The sequence below is a fragment of the Geomicrobium sp. JCM 19038 genome (assembly GCF_000698125.1).
Lineage (GTDB): Bacteria > Bacillota > Bacilli > Bacillales > Marinococcaceae > Geomicrobium_A.
This window is the reverse complement of the sequence record NZ_BAXA01000010.1, coordinates 21,579-38,987: the sequence shown is the minus strand read 5'-3', so window position 1 is coordinate 38,987 and position 17,409 is coordinate 21,579. Positions and strand designations below refer to the sequence as shown.

At 39.7% G+C, this 17,409-nt stretch carries 32 protein-coding genes and 1 pseudogene; 5 read left to right on the top strand and 28 right to left on the bottom strand.

What is annotated here, in order from left to right; all coding sequences use genetic code 11:
• Nucleotides 1-11: 11 nt before the first annotated feature.
• The 5 genes from JCM19038_RS13065 to JCM19038_RS13035 all read right to left on the bottom strand — a co-directional run bounded on the left by JCM19038_RS13065 (nt 12) and on the right by JCM19038_RS13035 (nt 2,837).
• Nucleotides 12-407, bottom strand: a complete 396-nt coding sequence (locus JCM19038_RS13065) for a hypothetical protein (RefSeq protein WP_042418722.1) — start codon at nt 405-407, stop codon at nt 12-14.
• Between the two features lie 254 nt (nt 408-661).
• Nucleotides 662-1,303 (bottom strand): YopX family protein, encoded by a 642-nt coding sequence (locus JCM19038_RS20980; RefSeq protein WP_052361632.1) that lies wholly within the window; start codon nt 1,301-1,303, stop codon nt 662-664.
• Nucleotides 1,296-1,433, bottom strand: coding sequence for a hypothetical protein (locus tag JCM19038_RS22900; protein WP_193745129.1), 138 nt, complete (start codon nt 1,431-1,433; stop codon nt 1,296-1,298). Before JCM19038_RS22900 ends, JCM19038_RS20980 begins: the two co-directional genes overlap by 8 nt.
• A gap of 179 nt (nt 1,434-1,612) precedes the next feature.
• On the bottom strand, nt 1,613-1,831 hold the full coding sequence (locus JCM19038_RS13040; protein ID WP_042418718.1) for a hypothetical protein: 219 nt from the start codon (nt 1,829-1,831) through the stop codon (nt 1,613-1,615).
• Nucleotides 1,832-1,844: 13 nt separating this feature from the next.
• Entirely contained in the window at nt 1,845-2,837 is a 993-nt protein-coding gene (locus JCM19038_RS13035) for a DNA cytosine methyltransferase (RefSeq protein WP_042418715.1), read from the bottom strand.
• A 274-nt stretch (nt 2,838-3,111) separates the two neighbouring features.
• Here JCM19038_RS13035 and JCM19038_RS23740 point away from each other — a divergent pair, with 274 nt between their 5' ends.
• On the top strand, nt 3,112-3,336 hold the full coding sequence (locus JCM19038_RS23740) for a hypothetical protein (protein ID WP_238554413.1): 225 nt from the start codon (nt 3,112-3,114) through the stop codon (nt 3,334-3,336).
• 10 nt (nt 3,337-3,346) lie between these two features.
• On the opposite strand, the gene JCM19038_RS13025 is transcribed toward JCM19038_RS23740, so the two are convergent.
• From JCM19038_RS13025 to JCM19038_RS12945, 21 genes and pseudogenes are all read right to left on the bottom strand, one after another.
• Nucleotides 3,347-3,655: a hypothetical protein gene (locus JCM19038_RS13025; RefSeq protein WP_042418711.1), complete on the bottom strand. Its 309-nt coding sequence runs from the start codon at nt 3,653-3,655 to the stop codon at nt 3,347-3,349.
• A complete protein-coding gene (locus JCM19038_RS22895) occupies nt 3,652-3,819 on the bottom strand; it encodes a hypothetical protein (RefSeq protein ID WP_193745128.1) in 168 nt (55 codons plus the stop codon). The genes JCM19038_RS13025 and JCM19038_RS22895 overlap by 4 nt, the downstream gene beginning before the upstream one ends.
• A gap of 319 nt (nt 3,820-4,138) precedes the next feature.
• On the bottom strand, nt 4,139-4,432 hold the full coding sequence (locus tag JCM19038_RS13020; RefSeq protein ID WP_042418709.1) for an AbrB/MazE/SpoVT family DNA-binding domain-containing protein: 294 nt from the start codon (nt 4,430-4,432) through the stop codon (nt 4,139-4,141).
• Nucleotides 4,433-4,461: 29 nt separating this feature from the next.
• Entirely contained in the window at nt 4,462-4,533 is a 72-nt protein-coding gene (locus JCM19038_RS25070; RefSeq protein ID WP_307190035.1) for a dUTP diphosphatase, read from the bottom strand.
• Nucleotides 4,534-4,589: 56 nt separating this feature from the next.
• Nucleotides 4,590-4,703, bottom strand: a pseudogene (locus JCM19038_RS25530) (hypothetical protein); the annotation flags it as partial.
• A 52-nt stretch (nt 4,704-4,755) separates the two neighbouring features.
• The gene (locus JCM19038_RS23735) at nt 4,756-5,001 is read right to left on the bottom strand and encodes a dUTP diphosphatase (RefSeq protein WP_052361628.1); all 246 of its coding nucleotides are present in this window, start codon (nt 4,999-5,001) and stop codon (nt 4,756-4,758) included.
• Nucleotides 4,998-5,684, bottom strand: a complete 687-nt coding sequence (locus tag JCM19038_RS13010) for a sigma-70 family RNA polymerase sigma factor (protein WP_042418706.1) — start codon at nt 5,682-5,684, stop codon at nt 4,998-5,000. The genes JCM19038_RS23735 and JCM19038_RS13010 overlap by 4 nt, the downstream gene beginning before the upstream one ends.
• Nucleotides 5,681-5,905 carry a helix-turn-helix domain-containing protein gene (locus JCM19038_RS13005; RefSeq protein WP_052361626.1) on the bottom strand — a complete coding sequence of 75 codons (225 nt, stop codon included), beginning with the start codon at nt 5,903-5,905 and terminating at the stop codon, nt 5,681-5,683. The genes JCM19038_RS13010 and JCM19038_RS13005 overlap by 4 nt, the downstream gene beginning before the upstream one ends.
• A complete protein-coding gene (locus JCM19038_RS20965) occupies nt 5,902-6,447 on the bottom strand; it encodes a DUF3310 domain-containing protein (RefSeq protein ID WP_238554412.1) in 546 nt (181 codons plus the stop codon). Before JCM19038_RS20965 ends, JCM19038_RS13005 begins: the two co-directional genes overlap by 4 nt.
• Nucleotides 6,432-6,761 (bottom strand): deaminase, encoded by a 330-nt coding sequence (locus JCM19038_RS12995; protein ID WP_042418958.1) that lies wholly within the window; start codon nt 6,759-6,761, stop codon nt 6,432-6,434. Before JCM19038_RS12995 ends, JCM19038_RS20965 begins: the two co-directional genes overlap by 16 nt.
• A gap of 5 nt (nt 6,762-6,766) precedes the next feature.
• Complete coding sequence (locus JCM19038_RS12990) at nt 6,767-6,952, bottom strand: hypothetical protein (RefSeq protein ID WP_042418703.1); 186 nt, start codon at nt 6,950-6,952, stop codon at nt 6,767-6,769.
• Between the two features lie 6 nt (nt 6,953-6,958).
• On the bottom strand, nt 6,959-8,917 hold the full coding sequence (locus tag JCM19038_RS12985) for a DNA polymerase (RefSeq protein WP_042418701.1): 1,959 nt from the start codon (nt 8,915-8,917) through the stop codon (nt 6,959-6,961).
• Nucleotides 8,917-9,606 carry a DUF2815 family protein gene (locus tag JCM19038_RS12980; RefSeq protein ID WP_202963056.1) on the bottom strand — a complete coding sequence of 230 codons (690 nt, stop codon included), beginning with the start codon at nt 9,604-9,606 and terminating at the stop codon, nt 8,917-8,919. The genes JCM19038_RS12985 and JCM19038_RS12980 overlap by 1 nt, the downstream gene beginning before the upstream one ends.
• Entirely contained in the window at nt 9,606-10,784 is a 1,179-nt protein-coding gene (locus tag JCM19038_RS12975) for a DUF2800 domain-containing protein (RefSeq protein WP_042418698.1), read from the bottom strand. The genes JCM19038_RS12980 and JCM19038_RS12975 overlap by 1 nt, the downstream gene beginning before the upstream one ends.
• Nucleotides 10,781-11,221 (bottom strand): hypothetical protein, encoded by a 441-nt coding sequence (locus JCM19038_RS12970; protein WP_052361619.1) that lies wholly within the window; start codon nt 11,219-11,221, stop codon nt 10,781-10,783. The genes JCM19038_RS12975 and JCM19038_RS12970 overlap by 4 nt, the downstream gene beginning before the upstream one ends.
• A gap of 19 nt (nt 11,222-11,240) precedes the next feature.
• Nucleotides 11,241-11,597, bottom strand: a complete 357-nt coding sequence (locus tag JCM19038_RS12965) for a hypothetical protein (RefSeq protein ID WP_052361617.1) — start codon at nt 11,595-11,597, stop codon at nt 11,241-11,243.
• Nucleotides 11,598-11,681: 84 nt separating this feature from the next.
• A complete protein-coding gene (locus tag JCM19038_RS12960; protein ID WP_042418696.1) occupies nt 11,682-11,978 on the bottom strand; it encodes a hypothetical protein in 297 nt (98 codons plus the stop codon).
• 3 nt (nt 11,979-11,981) lie between these two features.
• Entirely contained in the window at nt 11,982-12,518 is a 537-nt protein-coding gene (locus JCM19038_RS12955) for a hypothetical protein (protein WP_152549438.1), read from the bottom strand.
• A complete protein-coding gene (locus JCM19038_RS12950) occupies nt 12,515-12,757 on the bottom strand; it encodes a hypothetical protein (RefSeq protein WP_042418690.1) in 243 nt (80 codons plus the stop codon). Before JCM19038_RS12950 ends, JCM19038_RS12955 begins: the two co-directional genes overlap by 4 nt.
• Nucleotides 12,758-12,916, bottom strand: coding sequence for a hypothetical protein (locus JCM19038_RS22890; protein ID WP_193745127.1), 159 nt, complete (start codon nt 12,914-12,916; stop codon nt 12,758-12,760).
• Nucleotides 12,885-13,274 carry a hypothetical protein gene (locus JCM19038_RS12945; RefSeq protein ID WP_042418686.1) on the bottom strand — a complete coding sequence of 130 codons (390 nt, stop codon included), beginning with the start codon at nt 13,272-13,274 and terminating at the stop codon, nt 12,885-12,887. The genes JCM19038_RS22890 and JCM19038_RS12945 overlap by 32 nt, the downstream gene beginning before the upstream one ends.
• Nucleotides 13,275-13,602: 328 nt before the next feature.
• On the opposite strand from JCM19038_RS12945, the gene JCM19038_RS22355 reads away from it, so the two are divergent.
• Nucleotides 13,603-13,833 carry a hypothetical protein gene (locus tag JCM19038_RS22355; RefSeq protein ID WP_152549437.1) on the top strand — a complete coding sequence of 77 codons (231 nt, stop codon included), beginning with the start codon at nt 13,603-13,605 and terminating at the stop codon, nt 13,831-13,833.
• A 343-nt stretch (nt 13,834-14,176) separates the two neighbouring features.
• On the opposite strand, the gene JCM19038_RS24510 is transcribed toward JCM19038_RS22355, so the two are convergent.
• Both JCM19038_RS24510 and JCM19038_RS12935 read right to left on the bottom strand, forming a co-directional pair.
• Entirely contained in the window at nt 14,177-14,308 is a 132-nt protein-coding gene (locus JCM19038_RS24510) for a hypothetical protein (RefSeq protein ID WP_255343382.1), read from the bottom strand.
• Nucleotides 14,309-14,578: 270 nt separating this feature from the next.
• Nucleotides 14,579-14,854, bottom strand: a complete 276-nt coding sequence (locus JCM19038_RS12935; protein ID WP_042418681.1) for a group-specific protein — start codon at nt 14,852-14,854, stop codon at nt 14,579-14,581.
• Nucleotides 14,855-15,328: 474 nt separating this feature from the next.
• On the opposite strand from JCM19038_RS12935, the gene JCM19038_RS23730 reads away from it, so the two are divergent.
• From JCM19038_RS23730 to JCM19038_RS12915, 3 genes are all read left to right on the top strand, one after another.
• Entirely contained in the window at nt 15,329-15,679 is a 351-nt protein-coding gene (locus tag JCM19038_RS23730; protein WP_052361616.1) for a helix-turn-helix domain-containing protein, read from the top strand.
• Between the two features lie 91 nt (nt 15,680-15,770).
• Complete coding sequence (locus tag JCM19038_RS23725; protein ID WP_052361610.1) at nt 15,771-16,025, top strand: ImmA/IrrE family metallo-endopeptidase; 255 nt, start codon at nt 15,771-15,773, stop codon at nt 16,023-16,025.
• 167 nt (nt 16,026-16,192) lie between these two features.
• Complete coding sequence (locus JCM19038_RS12915; protein WP_042418678.1) at nt 16,193-17,332, top strand: tyrosine-type recombinase/integrase; 1,140 nt, start codon at nt 16,193-16,195, stop codon at nt 17,330-17,332.
• Nucleotides 17,333-17,409: the final 77 nt, after the last annotated feature.

The window sequence follows — 17,409 nt, the reverse complement described above, 5'->3', positions numbered from 1 at the left end:
CCCCTCAGATATCATAGGGAGAACCGGTTTTTCAGTTCTTTCTCAATCTCCCTATAGCGCTGCATGTTTTGATTGAATTTGGCTTTTTCCATTAATGCTTCGCTTGGCTTGCCCGCTTTTATAAGGGCGCCATAAAGCTTCTGAATTTCCTTATTTTTTGCCCTCAACTTCCGTGTCTCATTTGTTAACCAAAGATACGGGTAACGCTTCATACAGCTCGGACATTCAAAATATTCAGCCTTAATTTGCTCACCTTTATACATCCCGACTCGTTTCGTTTGTGCACGGATTGCAAAGGTTGTGAAGCATTTATCACAGGTTACTTCTTCATTTGAACTACTCGGTTTTCCGTCTGGATCAGGATGCTTGTCCACTTCCTTGCCACTCTTTGGATCGATAAATTTCATTCCGTTCTAACCCCTTCCTTCAACAGTTCCCTTACCTTCTTTTCTGCTGATTCTAAAGTGAATGGAAAGTTAGGGTCTGGATCGAAAGAGAACGTACCTTTAAAGTAAGCTGTTCGGCTGAGAATAACTGTGCTTCAATGTTTATGCTCTCTACAAATGTTTCAACAGGTACTTCATTACCTTCACTGTACAGTTCGGCAGTGGTCGTATTTATATTAGTTACGGTTATATTCACGGTCATCCTCGCCTCCGCTTTAGAATTGTGAATAATAATTGTCGACCTTGAGTCGTTGACCCCAACGCCAATATAAGCTAACAGGATAATAACCATGCTTTGAAATAAGGTGATATACCCCGATAGAAACCAAAGGATTGATAATAGTGAAATACCGATTAAAGCAATTAAACTTGTGTTTTTGAGTAACTGACTCATGGTCATCCTCCGCCCTCCAGTAAGTGCGGATGTTCGTAGCATTGCCGATGATTTCAGGGTAACTGTGTTTAAACCCGTCTCTTCCATAACCTTCATACAACTCTCCAAACAATGGAGATTCTCCAATATAAAAGCCTGCGTATTCATCCTTGTACTCGACAGCCATGTTATAAGTTATTGTTTTGTCAGGATCATTACTGCCGATGAAATTGTAAGTGGTGCTTCTTTGTACAACATCCCCCTCATAAATCTCCACATATTGCTTGTCTTTGAGTCCTGTGTATTGACCGACTGACTCAGGTACTACCTCACTCCACTCAGTTGCATAAAAATCTGTTCCGTCTCCGTATTCATTTATTGTTTCAATATGAGTCAAGATATAATATTTTTCATCAATTACAAGTGACCCGTATACCCACTCATCTGTTTCCGCTGATTTACCACGAAACTTATATCTACTCAACGTCCTTCGCTCCTTTCTCTTGCTCCTGACGATCCTTCAATATCTGTTCATCTCTTTCTTCTTGCTCGGCAACAAACCCTAGCCCCCAAGCCAATAACGCTCTTGCCGTTGTCCGATCTTTTCCACTCATCGCCCTTCGCTCCTTTGCTCCTTCGCCCACTTAGGATATTTAGGAAATTCAATGCCACAAGACCTGCATTCCGTTACTGGCACTTCGTAGACATCCCATCTAATTACTAAGTTTTGACTTTCGACTAACTGACTGCCACAAAATCCGCACTCCACAAATGCCTTTACTCGTTTTTCCACTCACTCCGCCTCCTCATCCGTTTGCATCACAGGCTTATCAGGAAACAAACAACCGTTTAGTGCATCTTCAATGTTTGTGTCAGGATTCTGCCAAACCATTACTTCAGATCGGCTCCCACAAAACGGACAACATAACGAGCTTTGCTTAAACTCGACAAGAAATTGACCAGTACACTCACTACACTCCCATTTTTCGAGGAGTCGCATATTTTTGCTCACTCACTCCGCCTCCTTATGCAGCTATTAATTTTTCATTTAACAAGCTCTCAAATATAGCTTCTAGCACGTTAACGACTATGCTGTTTCCTGCTAACGCATATAGCGTTGCATTTCGCTTTCCTGCCTTCGTAGGAAACTGTTTCAACATCTCGTCAAAGTCTTGATCATTAAAACCCATCAGCCTCCACACCTCACGTTCAGTCAGATAACGGTAGGTAGGTTTATCATCAACTCGAATTATTCCTGCGTTGGGGCAACGATCCTGCCTCTCTGTGATCGTCCAACAGTAGTCCTTAATAACACCTAGCCTTCTTTTATAACTGTCAGTTGCTCGAACTGGATTCAATTCTTCGATCTTGTTGAGCATGGAAGGAATACTAATTACGTACTTCAGATCGGTTACGTCTGGTTCTAGAAAATGATCAATGTGTTGCATTGGTTTACGCTTCAATGTTCCAAAGTTAAACTGTTGATCCAGTGTAGATATACAAAATACTCGCTCTCTTGCTTGTGGAATGCCATAATCTCTAGCATCGAGAACTTCGTAGCTATTTTTGTACCCCATGTTTTCTAGAGCCAATAAATATTCTTTAAACGCTCCTGATGTTCTTTTATCTAAAACACCTGTAACGTTTTCCCAGATGATTACTTCTGGGCGCCATTCACCCATATTCCTAACAATTTTGACCGTCTCATGCATGAGTGAACTTCTTGTACCACTTCCTACGGAGGCTCCACGCTTTTTCTTACTCTTATCCATAACACTGCTGTATTGTGCCCGCGAGTTATCTTGGCACGGACTACCATGCACTAGGATGTTTGGTTTTAGATTCCATCCGATAATATTCTGTGGTTTGTGAAGATGATCGTACAATGCGTTATATGCCCTCACTCTATTTTCTTGAATTTCTACATAATCAATTGATTTGTGTTCAATACCTAAGTTAACCAACGCTTTTCGTGGTGCACCGATTCCACCGAATAATTCTAAAATCTTAATGCTCACGTATCCCAAACCCCTCCAATTTCCATTTGCTTTACAAATTCCAATGTCATATACTCATAATTACAAACATACGTTCGGATAAGAGGTGAAGCTGATGAAACCCCATGAGTACAAACGTGATTATGACCTTGCCCACGAATACATCATTTTGGAGTTAACGATCCGATCCCTTAACCGTGATCAAAAGATTTATGCCTCAGATAACTCGCCGTTTAAATTGAGCCGTATCTGGCAGGGTTACACAGAATCTTTAATATCAAAAGGTAACAGACGGATGAAACACATCAAGCGACACCTCTATAAGAACGGTATTAAGATTTCTAAAAAAGATCAGTTAAGCACTGGCGGTACTGTCCACTACGAAGCGTGGTGTCGCGGACAACTTATAGAAATGAAATACCAACCTACTATGCTTTACAACCACTCGTGCGATATGATGCAGCAGTTGATTGATAACGATGTTAAGACTGGTGAAGAGACGTTGTTATGGGATGTGTGAAGTTAACAATTCACTTTGTTCTGCAAACTTCTTCCCATCCAGGTTTAACGAGCTCTTCAATTAACTTCATTGCGTCTGAATCCGTATACGTTTCTTCTTTATCTGTACCGATGAAAGCAGCGTCTATATTCGCAATTGATCCGATGATACTCTCATACCGTTCTGCTTTCTCGGCTTGATCAATCAGGTAAGGGATACTGTCGGCTATCTGGCACAAAATGCTGACGTCTAGAATTCCTTCTGGATCATCTTCAAGCCCTTCAAGATCCTGTTCATAAGACCTGTTCAAATCTTTAATTCTGCTTAAAGTCTTATTCATTCCAACTCCTCCTTTTTAATCTCATTTAAAACTTCCTCAAATGAATAGTTTTGCTTTACAAGAGGATGAATGTAATCTCTCCAAATTACCTCATGCGTTTCATCCATAACTGATGATAATTGCAGTACATTATTTGCTACTCTACTTAACTGACCTTCACTCACTGCCCAACCTCCTTAAACTTGACCCTTATAACATGTTGCATGTTAATGCTTTTATTTTTACTGCTGATCACGTAGACCTTGGTGTCGGAAAAGCCTTTCTGTCATTATTTAAATATCTTTAACCTCTCTTGCTAAGTTGTCCTCTAGTACTTCAGCGGAACCATCGATCATTCTTATAACGGCAATCATCCGTAACCCTCCTATTTCTCCACAAACACCACATACTTATAATCCACGGGTCTTTGCTTGTCCTCATACACAACAACCTTTTGCAACAACTCACCTTCACGCTGCACCGTAGTGTCTTGGACGTAGCGTTTCACATCCGATCAACTCTTTGTTGTGCTTCATCATCACTGATAGACATAACGACCTTTAATGATGCGCCTTCGTAAAGCATTCGAGCCTTAGCTTCACCGACTTCGACTTTCCATCGATCGAACAGCTCATCTTTTGTCACTTGACGATCAAATTTCTCAAGTACAATTCGGCTTCCTTCAACACCAATTGCAACAGCATCTCCTGAACTAATATCAAGTGTGTTTCGAACTTCCTTTGGAACTACAATTCGACCTAGCTCATCAATTTTACGAACAACACCAATATGCTTCATGTTTATCATCCTTTTTTATTTATATAATTTTAGTAACCGTTAGCTTGTCGATCATGGTTGATTTTGTTTTTAGCGTAGTAAGCTTGTTCGATTTGACCCACTCAAAGCCGAGCCTTTCGCCGAGAATGATGAACGCTGATACCAACGCTGGATATCGACCAGTAAGAACCTTCCCACTCGTATAAAACAGGTAGTTAAATAAATCTACGTCACTCTTATCGAAAGTAAAAAACGTGTAGGTGTCTTCTAAAGTAACAATATCCATTTCTATATCTGAGCCAATATAAGCTTCCCATCCGATCGACAGGATAAAATGCAGGCAGTCAACGTATCTTCGAGGAGTGGGTTGGTGATATATTGATCAGCAACCCCAGGCGCGAATAATCTCTCCTCGGCTCCCGATCCTCTGACCAATACTTAAACCCTCGCCACTCATTGGCACACTCGCCAAGCTCAACCTGTAACGCCAGCACCAAGTACGGCAGTCTGTCCATGTCCTGTAGTCCGTGCTTCTCAATAATCCGATCATCTAACTGTTTCTGAGTTTCAAAGAGTTTGGTTAAGTTCATATTGCTTCTCCTTCCGAGTATCGCTGCCATTTTACATACAATTGTTTCCTCAAACGACTAACGTGTGCTTGAGCACAACCAACCTTGCCGCCAATCTCTACTTGTGATTTTTCTTCTGATAGCATTCGAACAATTTCTGCTTCCTTTTCAGGTAAGCGTGTAACGAAGTCATATAAAATGTAATCCACATTATCGTCCCCGTTTCCAACTACATCGTGTAAAGTTATTCCGGGGTTCCGTTCTTGCTCGCGATCCATTGACTTGACTCGTCGATATGCTACGTATTGGAGCGCATACATCGCCATTCGTTCTGAACAATTTAGAAAGTCAGCTACATCTGTAACATTTGAATTAGCATCAAATCCCTTCCTTAACAACTTTCTGCCGTTGTCTTTCACTGGGCGGCTAAAATATACAGAAGAGTAATCTCTAAGCAATCGCATAATATGACCTTTAATGATTAACGATCCATACGTCATAAATTTAATATCCTTAGTACTGTCGAACCGATTAAAAGCATTTACAAATCCTTCGCTTGCAGCTTGTACTAGATCGTCATATTCTAAGCCTGTATCAATTAGAGCCTTACGAAATTGCTTAGCGCAATAATGAAGTAAATTATGGTACTGTTCATAGGCCTCATCAATTGTCATTGGTCCGTGTCCAATGTCTTTCACTATCACTTCCGTTGCTCCTTTCGTATAAAGAAAATATCCTGAACGTCTACACCATAGAAATCAGCAATACGCAACATTGCATTCGGACGAGGTAATGATGAACCGTGTTCGTAACTGCACATTGAATTGAAATGAATGCCAACTGCATTCGATACTTCTTCACGAGTCATTCCAGTTTCGATTCTCAACGCATTTAACTTATAAGCCACAAGTTTACGGTCAATCACTCCTCTTTCCCCTCCACACTTTCAATAAGCCGATTCAAGTAAAACTGAGCTTTCTTCAGGTCCTCCACGCCGTTCTTATGCTGCCACCGCCACATGTACTTAAGAATGTTGCCAGTGTAATACGATGCAGGATCGGGAACAGCTTCCTCAATCGCATCTAAGCACTCAATATTTCCTTTTGTGTAATGCGATGGGTGGTTTACGTCATCGTCCTCGAAGTTCATGTTTGGTTTCTTAGGTGGTGCCGATGGTCGTTCACTTAAATCGGGTACTTCGCTTTCACGTACGTTTCTACCCACTAATTTAGTCATTTGATCAATATCCTTCCTTGCTTGGTTCAAAGTAATTTCACCATCGTACACTTCCTTAAAAGTTAATAAACTATAGTGTTCGACTAGTTCGTTAATGAAATCCTCATTAGAAAAGCAATCAGTTCTCTTCGGTAATTTAATGTTCTTAAAGTTACCTCTTGAAGGCATTGGAGGTTTTTTAGTTCCTTTAGGAGGTACTTCTTTACTTCCGATTCTCATTTTTTCACCCATTCAACGCCCTCCTTAAATTTATCTGGATGATCACAACGGTAGTCGTGATCGTAGTAGACAGTTGCGATGCCTGCTGCAATGATTGCTTTACGACAATGCCAGCACGGATAGTGACTCACGTACATAACACCACCTCTTGCTAATTGTCCTGCTTGCAATAATGCAACGATCTCTGCATGTGCGGTATTAATACAATGATTATCATGATGACAACTCACGTTATCGCAAGGGGATAGGGGTATGTTGTACCCCGTTCCCACTAACTTTTCGTCTTGATAGATCAAGCAGTTCACGATGAGCTTTTGGCAGTACATGGAGTTCACACATCAACAGCTTCTTTCTTTTGCATTTTCACTTTGTACGTAATGGCGAAATCACCGTCCCAATGATCATGAACTTCTCGATAGATCTTACCGACCTGTTCGAATCCCTTTAACTCTTTTTCATATATGGCACGGTTTAACTCAAACTTACTCGGTCTTGTCATGAGAATTGATTTTGTCATCCTTAATCAGTCCTTCATATAAAAGTTAGTTGAAAATCCGTCTGCCGTGAGAGGTAAGTCTTTTGCCCAGGGAATGGGTTCCCCCATTATTCGTTCAACATCTTGCAATTGATCCGCATGAGAATAATCAATAACAGCTTCATCGTGTACGTGAATCACCGTTTGAAAGTCTTGCTTTTCTAAGCGTTCAAGGGTTACTGCCAGACAATCACGAGCAATGGCTTGTACAACGTTCTCCACCAATTTCCCTCCATACGTGCCGATCTTTTCCCACTTCTTCGTTGTTTGGTTCATCCCGTAATAATGGAGGGCTTCTTTATCAAAGTCGTTCAATTTTAGATGAGGTTTGACATAATAAAGCTTTCGCTTTGAAGGCAGGGTAATCGTAAGAAAATCCAAACCTTTCATGATGTCCGATTCTCTAGCCACGATTAATCCCCTAACTCCGACGGGGTTACCCGAACGCATCACCGCAAGAGCAGCATTTTCTAGCGAGTACCATAGATCAACAATCCGCTTATTAGCACTACGCCAACGCCGAACCGTGTCAGGAAGTTCTTCTTCCTCGATGCCCATATCCAATGCCCCCATACTGATGAGTGCGCCTTTACCGCCTTGATAACCAAGAGCAAGCTCTGCGACCTTCCCACGTTGACGCAGGTCTGATCCTTTTGTAATCTCATCAATTGGCACCCCAAACATTGCAGATGCTGAAGCCTCATAAATCTTGCCGTGCGTGTTGAACACATCCAGCCTCCATTGCTCACCTGCAAGCCAAGCGATAACACGGGCTTCAATGGCAGAAAAATCAGATACTAGTAAAGCGCTTTGATTACTCGGGATAAAAGCTGTACGGATGAGTTGAGAAAGTACATCTGGAACATTTCCGTATATGATTTTTAAGGTGTCGTATTTTTTCTGGCGAACAAGTTCACGAGCAAACTCAAGAGTATTCATTTTGTTTTGAGGGAGGTTTTGTACTTGTACTAATCGACCTGCCCACCGGCCTGTACGATTTGCGCCGTAAAACTGTAAGAGACCGCGCACTCGACTGTCTTTACAAACCGCAGCTTCCATTGCTTGGTATTTCTTCACGCTGGTCTTTGAAAGCTCTAAGCGAATCTTCAGCATCTGTTTGACTTCAGGATCGCTGATTTCACTGATTAACTTTTTCACTGTGGCTTTTTGTAAATTTTCTACTTCAAACCCTTTAGAAGCTAGCCACTCAGTTAATTGTTTCGTACTATTTGGATTGTCTAAACCGGTTAGTTTTTTTGCCTGTTGTTCTAAATCTTCAGTAGATCGATCACTGATGTAGAGTGCTCCAGCAATAATCTCCTGATCAACTTTAACCCCCCGAGCATTTATAACTTGATCGATTTGCCATTGCATCTGTTCATACTCAGGTATAGGAAAGTTGATTAGTTTATCTTCTATTGCCTTTTCCACGTTAACGTCTTGCACACAGTAGTCTTTAAACAGTTGCCACTTCTCAGGCTCATGATGAGGTAAAGTTCGAGTACGTTGACCGTTTTTCTTCGTTGGTTTGGTTGGAATGGAGAACACACGGATTAAGGCGTTTCCTGCTTTCATTTTCTGTTTGTCATCATCCAAACCTAACGCTTTAGCTGTGGGTCCTAAACCTGTTGTGTACCCACAATACATTGCATGGACCATCGTACATCGCCAAGATTCAATTGGCGTATCGACAAGAGTGTTTAAGCAATACCACTCAAATGCAGCATTGTAAGCTTTCTTTATAATAGAAGGATCAGTTAGTGCTTGGAGGATAACAGGAGGAATTTCTTCCCCCTGAGCCAAGTCAACAATCTGCGTGGCTTGATCATCCATTGAGTAGGCAAAAAGTAAAACCTCAAAGTCTTCAGATTCTGCGTATTTATAAAGACCAGCTTTCTTAATATCAACCGAACTAAAGGTCTCTATATCAATACTCAGGATTTCCATTATTGAATTGGCTGTCCAGTAATTGGGTCAATAGCTTGAGATGGTACAGGCGCCCCAAAGTCTGACTCTGCTGCAGGTGCCGATCCACCCAATGCGTCTCCATCTCGAGTCTTTTGCACGTTTGTACTGATATAGCATCCGATCCCTTTATTACCGTTCGCAGAATAAGGCGCAAAGTTCAATGCGATTCGTCCGTACATTCCGCTGTAAACTTCTGTAGCATCCATAATTGGTTGAGCTTGTAGGTTTACGACTTTTGGCGGGTAATCGATATTAGTTGAAGTTGAAAGAATCCAATGCCCTTTGCATTCCTCTCCGTAAGGCATTCCGTCACTTGGACGAACACCGTCACCATCCTTCAACGGGTTTTGTACTGAAGGCGGGATTACTCCGTTCCACTTATCTTGCTTACCTTTTTCTTTTGCAGCGTTAACAGCATTGTCAATGGCTTGCTTAGTGGCTACATCTGACTTAGGAATAAGAATTTGTGCACTGTATTTTTCTTGCCCCGAATTGTTATCGACTCTTGGCTTAAGAAGGTTAACGAAGCTAAAACGAACTTCTCCAGTTACGATGCGTGTTGGGTTTGTTTGGTTTGTCATATGATTTATTCTCCCTTTTGTTTGATATGGTGTGCCCCATTTACCTGATGTCAATTGATTTACGTGATAATCTGCAATGTCTCCCATTACTTAAAATCCTCCGATACATCGGGTACATTAGAAATGGCTTTACGTCTGTCACCTTCAGGGGCAAGTGTCGGCTTACCTTCGGACTTCACGACATACCCCGTGTCTTCCATTAATTCTTTAAACTGTTTCTTACTTAATTCTTTTTCAAGTTTTGGTGGAGTTAATGGCACTCGTTCGTAAAGCAGGGCGCCATCAATGCCTTGGGATTGTAAATATTCAAAAGCCTTATCGATATCTACATAGGATCGAGAACCACGTCCGTTGACCGCTTTCCATCCTGGTATTTCATTTCCTTTCAGCGTTTCTTTGAGAGCATATTCTTTAACTGATTTAATCCAGTTATCAAGCCCTTGCGCTTTTTCAAGCACTGCTCCGATCTCTTTGTCATCCAGCAATTCAGGCTCTTTACGCCCGAAGTCATCAAGTGCTGTATATTGATCGGCTCGTGCTCGGCACTTTGCTTTAGCCTTACAAAACTTACAATGGTCACCGGGCACAAATTCACCTTCGCCTTTAAAAGCTTTGTCCGCTATCCGTTTTACCTCTTCACCCCAAGTAAGCAAATCTTCCTTCGAAATTACATCAATTGATGCATCATCTGATAACCTCGGCTGAACGACCACGCTATAGATACTTTGAATGTCATACAACATTCCGTAAGCATTCATTGCACCAAGTGCATATAGCTTCATCTGTGGATTGTTTTCAGCACTAACAGCAACACCTTTTCCATATTTCAAATCGATTACATACATGGATTGTCCGCTGATGATTATGCAATCACCTGTCCCAAAGCCTTCCGGTACATAAGAGCTAAAGTCTAATCGCTTTTCAATTGCAACAAATGGCGTTTGTTTCATACCTAGCGTTAACTCTTTAACAAATTCAAGATATGAGTCTGTATGCTTGTCCATTTCAAGTTGATACAACTCGTTCTCTTTCAAAGGTTTTAAGAGTTTGTTAAACTCTGCTTTTGTCATCGTCGAGTCCGTGTAATACTTCCGAAGCTTTAACTCTGCAATTTCATGAGCAAGTGTTCCTTCTCGTGCATAGGACGTTTCAACATCTGGAAATTCCTCTTCAAGCCTTGCACTTGGTGTGCAGTTGAGCCACCTGCTCGATCCACTTGCACTCAACAGCGCATGGGCTCGTTCAGCATGAGCAGGTTGGGTCATAGCTGCGCCCCAAGTTCACGAAGTTTCGTAGCAAAAGCACCGTATTGATCTTGAGGTAGGTTGACCAAAGATTGTACGCCGAACGTTGACAACAATTGGATCAAATCATTTTGCTTATTTGCATCGACAAGTTGAGCAGCAGCCTTACTTAAATCTTCTTGTGTGTAAGATTTAGGCGTTGTTGGTACCGCTGTTTGGGATGGAACCTCAGTAGGAACTGCATTTGATTGTTCAACTGTAGCCGATGGTGCTAATGGCGCCGTTGGAACGGTAGATGTTTGTGATGCAGGTTCAGTTGGTGCTTGATGTTTTGGTGCTTCTTGTTGAGGTGTTTCAACTTTATTTGTTTGAACATTGGACTGAACAGCCAATGACGTTAATCCTAATAAAATCTCTTCAAGTTTCGGTGTAACACCGACAGTAACTTTAATATCCATTGTTGTACTTCCCTCCCGATTAATAGCTTGTCCATTCGAAGTTAAATCCCTGATTTGGAACATGAAGAATGCTTAAGATTGTATTCCATAAAGTACTCGACAAGACAATGGCATCGAAAAATTCGTCCGGGTCATTAAATTCGGAAATCATCTCTGCATTATCACAATGTAGCCATAAATAGGATCGTTTCTTATAAAGAAAATGAAGAACGTTTCTTAAGTGATCCTTGTCCATACCTTCAAGATTTAATTTCTCGCCATCAGCATTGATCCAATAATCAGCATTCAAAATTTCTTCAGTTGTTCTATATTGCTTCCTTTTAAATTTTGGTTCTAGAACCACTTCAGGCTCACACCAATCTCTGTAATAACTCATCTTTATATTCCCTCCATAGAATAGCTGTGCTATAATCTTAATAACTTTATTTAGGTCAAATCTGTTGATTGAGTTGCAGCTCAATCAATTTTTTTGTGCTATAGAATTCCACTGCTCGTGAGTTTCTTTATGGTATTCGATATATTGATCCATACTTTTGAAACTTCTTACATCCAGAACCGCCATTGCCTTTTTGTTAAAGACGCTCGCTTTTAGTGAACTCCATTGGATATTCCCCACACACTGCGCTTTAGTTTTAACTTCCCTGAATAGAATGTCTGTTTTATCCTCTTGATCAATCACCAGATAGAAAACCAATGTCACAGGAAAAGAATAATGTTTCTCAAACTCCGCTTTCCATTCATCGCTGTATAGTTTCAAGCTTTACTCACCCACTTCCTCATTTCGTTTCCGTGTCTCTTCAAGCTGTTTTTCCAAAAACTCTTCTTGAGAGATCTTAATCAATACGTTTGGATCATCTGCTCTGTCCTGTAAATCAAAATCCGTTTCGTAATACAGTTCACCTTCACTCGTTCCCATGTGACGCATTTGCTCAGTTCGACTGTGGCGCATAAGACCATAACCGAAGTTTAGTATTGGTATCTCTTCGTAGTCTTCTAAATCGTGTTTCTTAATAATGTCTTTGTAACTTTGAAACAGTGCTTTAGCAGCTTTCGTGTTCTGTCTGATTGCCCCATCGATTTTAAAAAGCTTCTTATTTTCTTCTTTTGTGATCTCCTGTGGATCAAGACCGAAGTAACCGGGTTTCTGAACCATACGAGTAATGTTTTCACCTAGCAATTCATTTAGATCATCTGCAACGAGTTTCCAACGCTTCTTTTGTTGCAAATGCCTTTCAATTTTCTTTGCGTACTTCGTTTCGGGGTTTGTTTTGTAATGGTACATTGGCAATTTACTCACTCTCCTTTTCTATAATTCCCTTTGATGCTATTAAACTTTGCAACGAGGTTTTCTAGATCTTGTTCGTCATCTTCATTTAGACCTATATGGAGTTCTTGACCTGTTTTCTCATTGACAAGTGACCCAGCGATCGCAATATCATTTACCTCATCATGTTCAGTAGGTGAAACTTCAGTAATCTCTAAAGCCATTAGCCAACCTTCACCTAAATAAAGAGTTACATTCTCTTCAAATTTCATTTAATCACTCTCCTTTTCAACGTAATCAATTACTTTTCCAAGTGTCATTAAACCACCACGTAACATGTTCACCAATTCAGCGTTCTTTGCATTGTTGATTTGTTCGTCAATTCGTGACTCTTCTGATTCAAGAAATGCCATCAGTTTGTCCTTGTCCAACACCCTCACCTCCTTCAGTTAATATGTCTTCCAGCTCCAACATTCTCAGTACTTCCTCTGTCGCAAGGATCTTCATGCGGTTCATGCTATTCCGTGGATTAATCTTCACTGACTTCTTCAGTTCGGCGTAATACTGTCGTACCTTTTGTTCATTCGTGAGTACCAGTTTGTAATCATCAACCACAACTAACTCAGCAAAGCTGTAAAAGTTTAAGCTTCCTAACGCTTGTCCAACCTGTTCGTTTGCATACATATGAAGCAACTCGTTTTGTACGTTAAGCTTCTTTGCGGTTAGTTCTTTTTTCAGAGTTTTATAGTCTTGCGCCATCTCAAGTGTTAATTCGAGAGGTTGGTTCATTGCTACAGCTCCTTATATTATTTCCTTGGAGGAATTACTCATGTTTTGTCGAACTATAGAACTAGTGGAACTTGCCGCCTTGTGGAGTAATCCATAAGTGAAAATCGGATGAATTCACGGGAACCCTAAGTCATTTGATACGGATACCGTGAGCCAAGCCAAGTGAATTACTTTAATCGTAGCTTGGAAGGTGCAACGCATAGACAGTGAGGACGGTATACCGATAACCTGTCCACGAGCGTCCGACATCCTTTAAGGATGAAGAGGTATGCTGAACTACTTGGAAACAAGTAGAAGCATGGGATAAAAAGCCTGTGCGATAACAACTTTGAAGTTAGGCGATCTTGCAACTACTGAAACTCTTAATCTAACCCTCAACCCAATTTCTAGAGGAGTTGATACTGATACTTCTGGCATTGTGAACACCTTAAAATTGGGAGATGATGAAGCAGTTAAAAATTCAGGACTTAAATTCGCATTTGAAAACCGTAAATTACTCGCCGAAACTCACAAAGCCCTCAAAGGCATCGGTAAAGCCTTTCCACTCTTTATCCCATGATGCTACTTGCTTCCAGTCAGCCACCTACTGACTAGACGTTAGTTCACTTTTTTATTTCTAGACTCCTCATTTCTTCGTTTAATTTGCTTATAGCTTGTTCAATGATAAAATTTCTGTGATTTACCGGAAGGCTCATAGACAACGCATATAAGCTCCTAAGTTCATGTTTTGCTGTGCGATACGTTTGGTTATTTTCTTTTGTTTTAGAAAGAACCACATCTACTTCCCGGTCAATTGCATGTGCAACATCCTTAAAGACCTCAACTAAATCCCTTTCATACTTCATTCGACTAGTATCTAAATTACCAACAACTCCACCTCTATAATGGTAATTCTTACTTTTTTATCGCTGGGAAGCTTCATTTTTGACTAGTTTTTCTAGTTCACTATGTGGCTTCTCAGGCATTCCGTTTTTCATAACGTGATCTACAGCATTATTAAATGTCATCATGAGTTTTCCGAACGGGTTATCCATCTAATCTCACCTCCTCATAATAAGGTTTCGTAAAGTCAATCTTCACTCGACCACCGCAAGAACAATCTAATGTAACTACATCCCATGTACCTTTCTTTTCAACATCTGGTTCCTTGTCACATGTATCGCAATATGCCGGATACATTAACCTTTTCTTTTTTCTAACCATCCAACCTCACCTCCTTCAACTTAATAAAAGAATACAGACAATCAAGACAATGTAAGCCGTGTGGATGATGGCTCGTTCTTGGTCGGTGTGTGGGGTTTGATTCATGAGTTAACCCCTCGCTGTTCTGCGAGCCAATTTTTTAAAAACGACTTTGTTTCTTCCACCGGAAAGTACCACTTTCCGCCAAGCTTTGTTTTAGGGAAACTAGGATCATGAAAAAAGTATTCCTGAAGGGTGTTCCAACTCATACACGTTCTTCTTTGTAGTTCTTTGCTGTCCCAAAAGATGTGTTCTCGGTCTAAATCTTTCAGTGCTTCAGCAATTTTGTCTTCGTAAATGAGTTTTATTGCTTTTTCATCAATCTGCACCTCAATCATTTTCACGCCTCCTTAACGTTATGGCACAATTCATCTTCATCAGAATCGAGTGCAAAGAGATACTCCATAGACATGCCTGGAAAAAACTTACGCTTAATTTGAACGCATTCTTTATACGAGAAATCATAATGACCATTTATTTTGTCTAGTACAGTCGCGTACCTAACTTCTAAAAATTCTGCCAACTGTTTGGTTTTTATATTCCTTTCTTTCATTTCGAACTTAAGATTGCTACGCAAAGTCGTTCACCTCCTTCTGTAATATACTCAATTTCGTTCATTTCTTGTTGCAATAATATACGCAATTTCGACCAAAGTCAACGATATTTATGAAATTCCGTATATTTTTTACGATTTTTCGTAAATTCGTGTTTACATTTAGATGAAGTTAGGTATAATAAAAGTATAAAATACGAAATATCGTACATAATTCGAATACAATATAAATAACTTAGTTCCGAAAGGAGTATTACTTATGAATGACAAAAGAACCGAGATAATCAGAGACCTGATTTCAAAGCAATTTAAGAGCTTGAGAGCCTTCGCAGAACATATCAACATGCCTTATACGACTTTAAGGTCAATGCTAGAAAGAGGGGTTGGTAATGCTTCAGTAGATAATGTTTTTAAAGTTTGTAGAGGATTAGGTATATCTGCAGATCGTTTAGAAGAAATGGTAGAAGAAAGCGATGGGTTAACTAGAAAAGATGAAAAAGATATACAAAAAGAAACTGGAAAATATTTTAAAGGGATTAAAGTCAAAATAGTTATGCTGCATTTGATGGCAAGGATGCCGATGATAGAAGTGAAGAGGATAAAGAGTTAATGATTTCTTCTTTAGAAAACGCTTTAAGGTTAGCTAAGAGAAACTCTAAAGAAAAATTCACCCCAAATAAATATAAGAAGGAGTGAGGTGAGTGCTACATGTTTATCATAAGATTGAACAATTAATTAACAAGCATAAAACTACTTGCCCTTTTAAATTAGCCAAGGCCATGAACATTCATGTGATTTATGAACCGCTGGGTAGTATCAAAGGATACTACAGTAAACACTTTAGAATTAAATTTATTCACATCAATGAGACTGCGACAGAAGAACAACAATTATTTATTTGCGCACATGAGTTAGGGCACGCTGTACTCAGCCCTAACGTAAATACTTCTTTTTAAAAAGTTCACTCTTCACTCTACCGATAAAATTGAAAATGAAGCTAATTATTTTGCACTGTCTCTATTGTCTAAATCGGAAGAGTTGAATCAGTTATCTATAGGTGATGCTATAGACGATTATGCAATACCGGAATATTCAATCAAAATGTTTGAAGGAGGGTTTTAATATGGGAGTAAGCTTTAGACAGCACGATGATAAAAAATGGGAATACAGAATAACATACAAGGATCCGATAACAAACAAAAGAAAAGAAGCGTCAAGACGAGGATTTAAGACAAAAGCAGAGGCTAAACACGTTTCGAAAGAACACGAGCAAACATTACTTGACGGTGTCATCGAGACAAAGGAATCTTTAAAACAATACCTAATAGACTGGTTGGATACGCACAGAAAAGACGTAGTTAGGAAAAACACATATCTTTCCGATAAAAACGCTGTACAAAAACATATCCTACCGTTTTTTAAAGATATAACTATTGATAAATACACTCCTAAAAAGCATCAAGCTTTAATTGACCATATGGATTCTCAAGGATATAGCAAGAGAACAATTGAAATTGTACACAGTGTGATGTTCAATGCGATGAAGAAAGCTGTTGATCTTAAGCAACTCAAATACAATCCTTGTGTGGGCGTAACAATCAAAGGAAGAACAAAAGAGAAGAAATTAAAGTTTCTAGATAGCTCGGATATAAGTCCTTTTCTAAAAGAAGCTTACAAATACGATTATATTTATTGGATCTTTTATAAAACCATTATCGAAACTGGTATGAGAAAAGGAGAAGCTGCCGCCATTCAGTGGAAGGATGTTGATTTAAATAATGGTACGATTTCTATTAACAAAACCTTAGATTTTTCGGCGGAAAACGAAGATGAACTGTTTGGAGATACCAAAACATTCAAATCCAATAGGGTAATTACAATAAGCAACGGTTTAATTAACGATTTACGGTTTCACAGAAGCTACCAAAACCAAAACAAATTAGCTCTTAATGAAAGTTATTATCATCATTTGGATTTAGTTTTATCGAGGAATGACGGAAACTTTTTACCGAAGTCTACTTTATTCAATTCTTTTTCAAGGATATTAAAAAAGTTAGATCTTCCTGCTCTCCCCATTCACTCCTTAAGACATACTCATGCAGTATTGCAGTTAGAAGCTGGAAACAGTATGAAGTATATACAGGAACGTTTAGGTCATGGGAGCATGTCAATTACAGCAGATGTATATTCTCACGTGAGCAAGAAGATTGAGAATGAATCAAAGGCTAATTTTGAAAATCACTTAAAAGAAATTAATTATTAATTTTTTTTGAGAAAATCGGTGGGTGTTTGGTGGGTACATCGGTGGGTGTGATGATTGTTAAGCATTATTCATTCAAT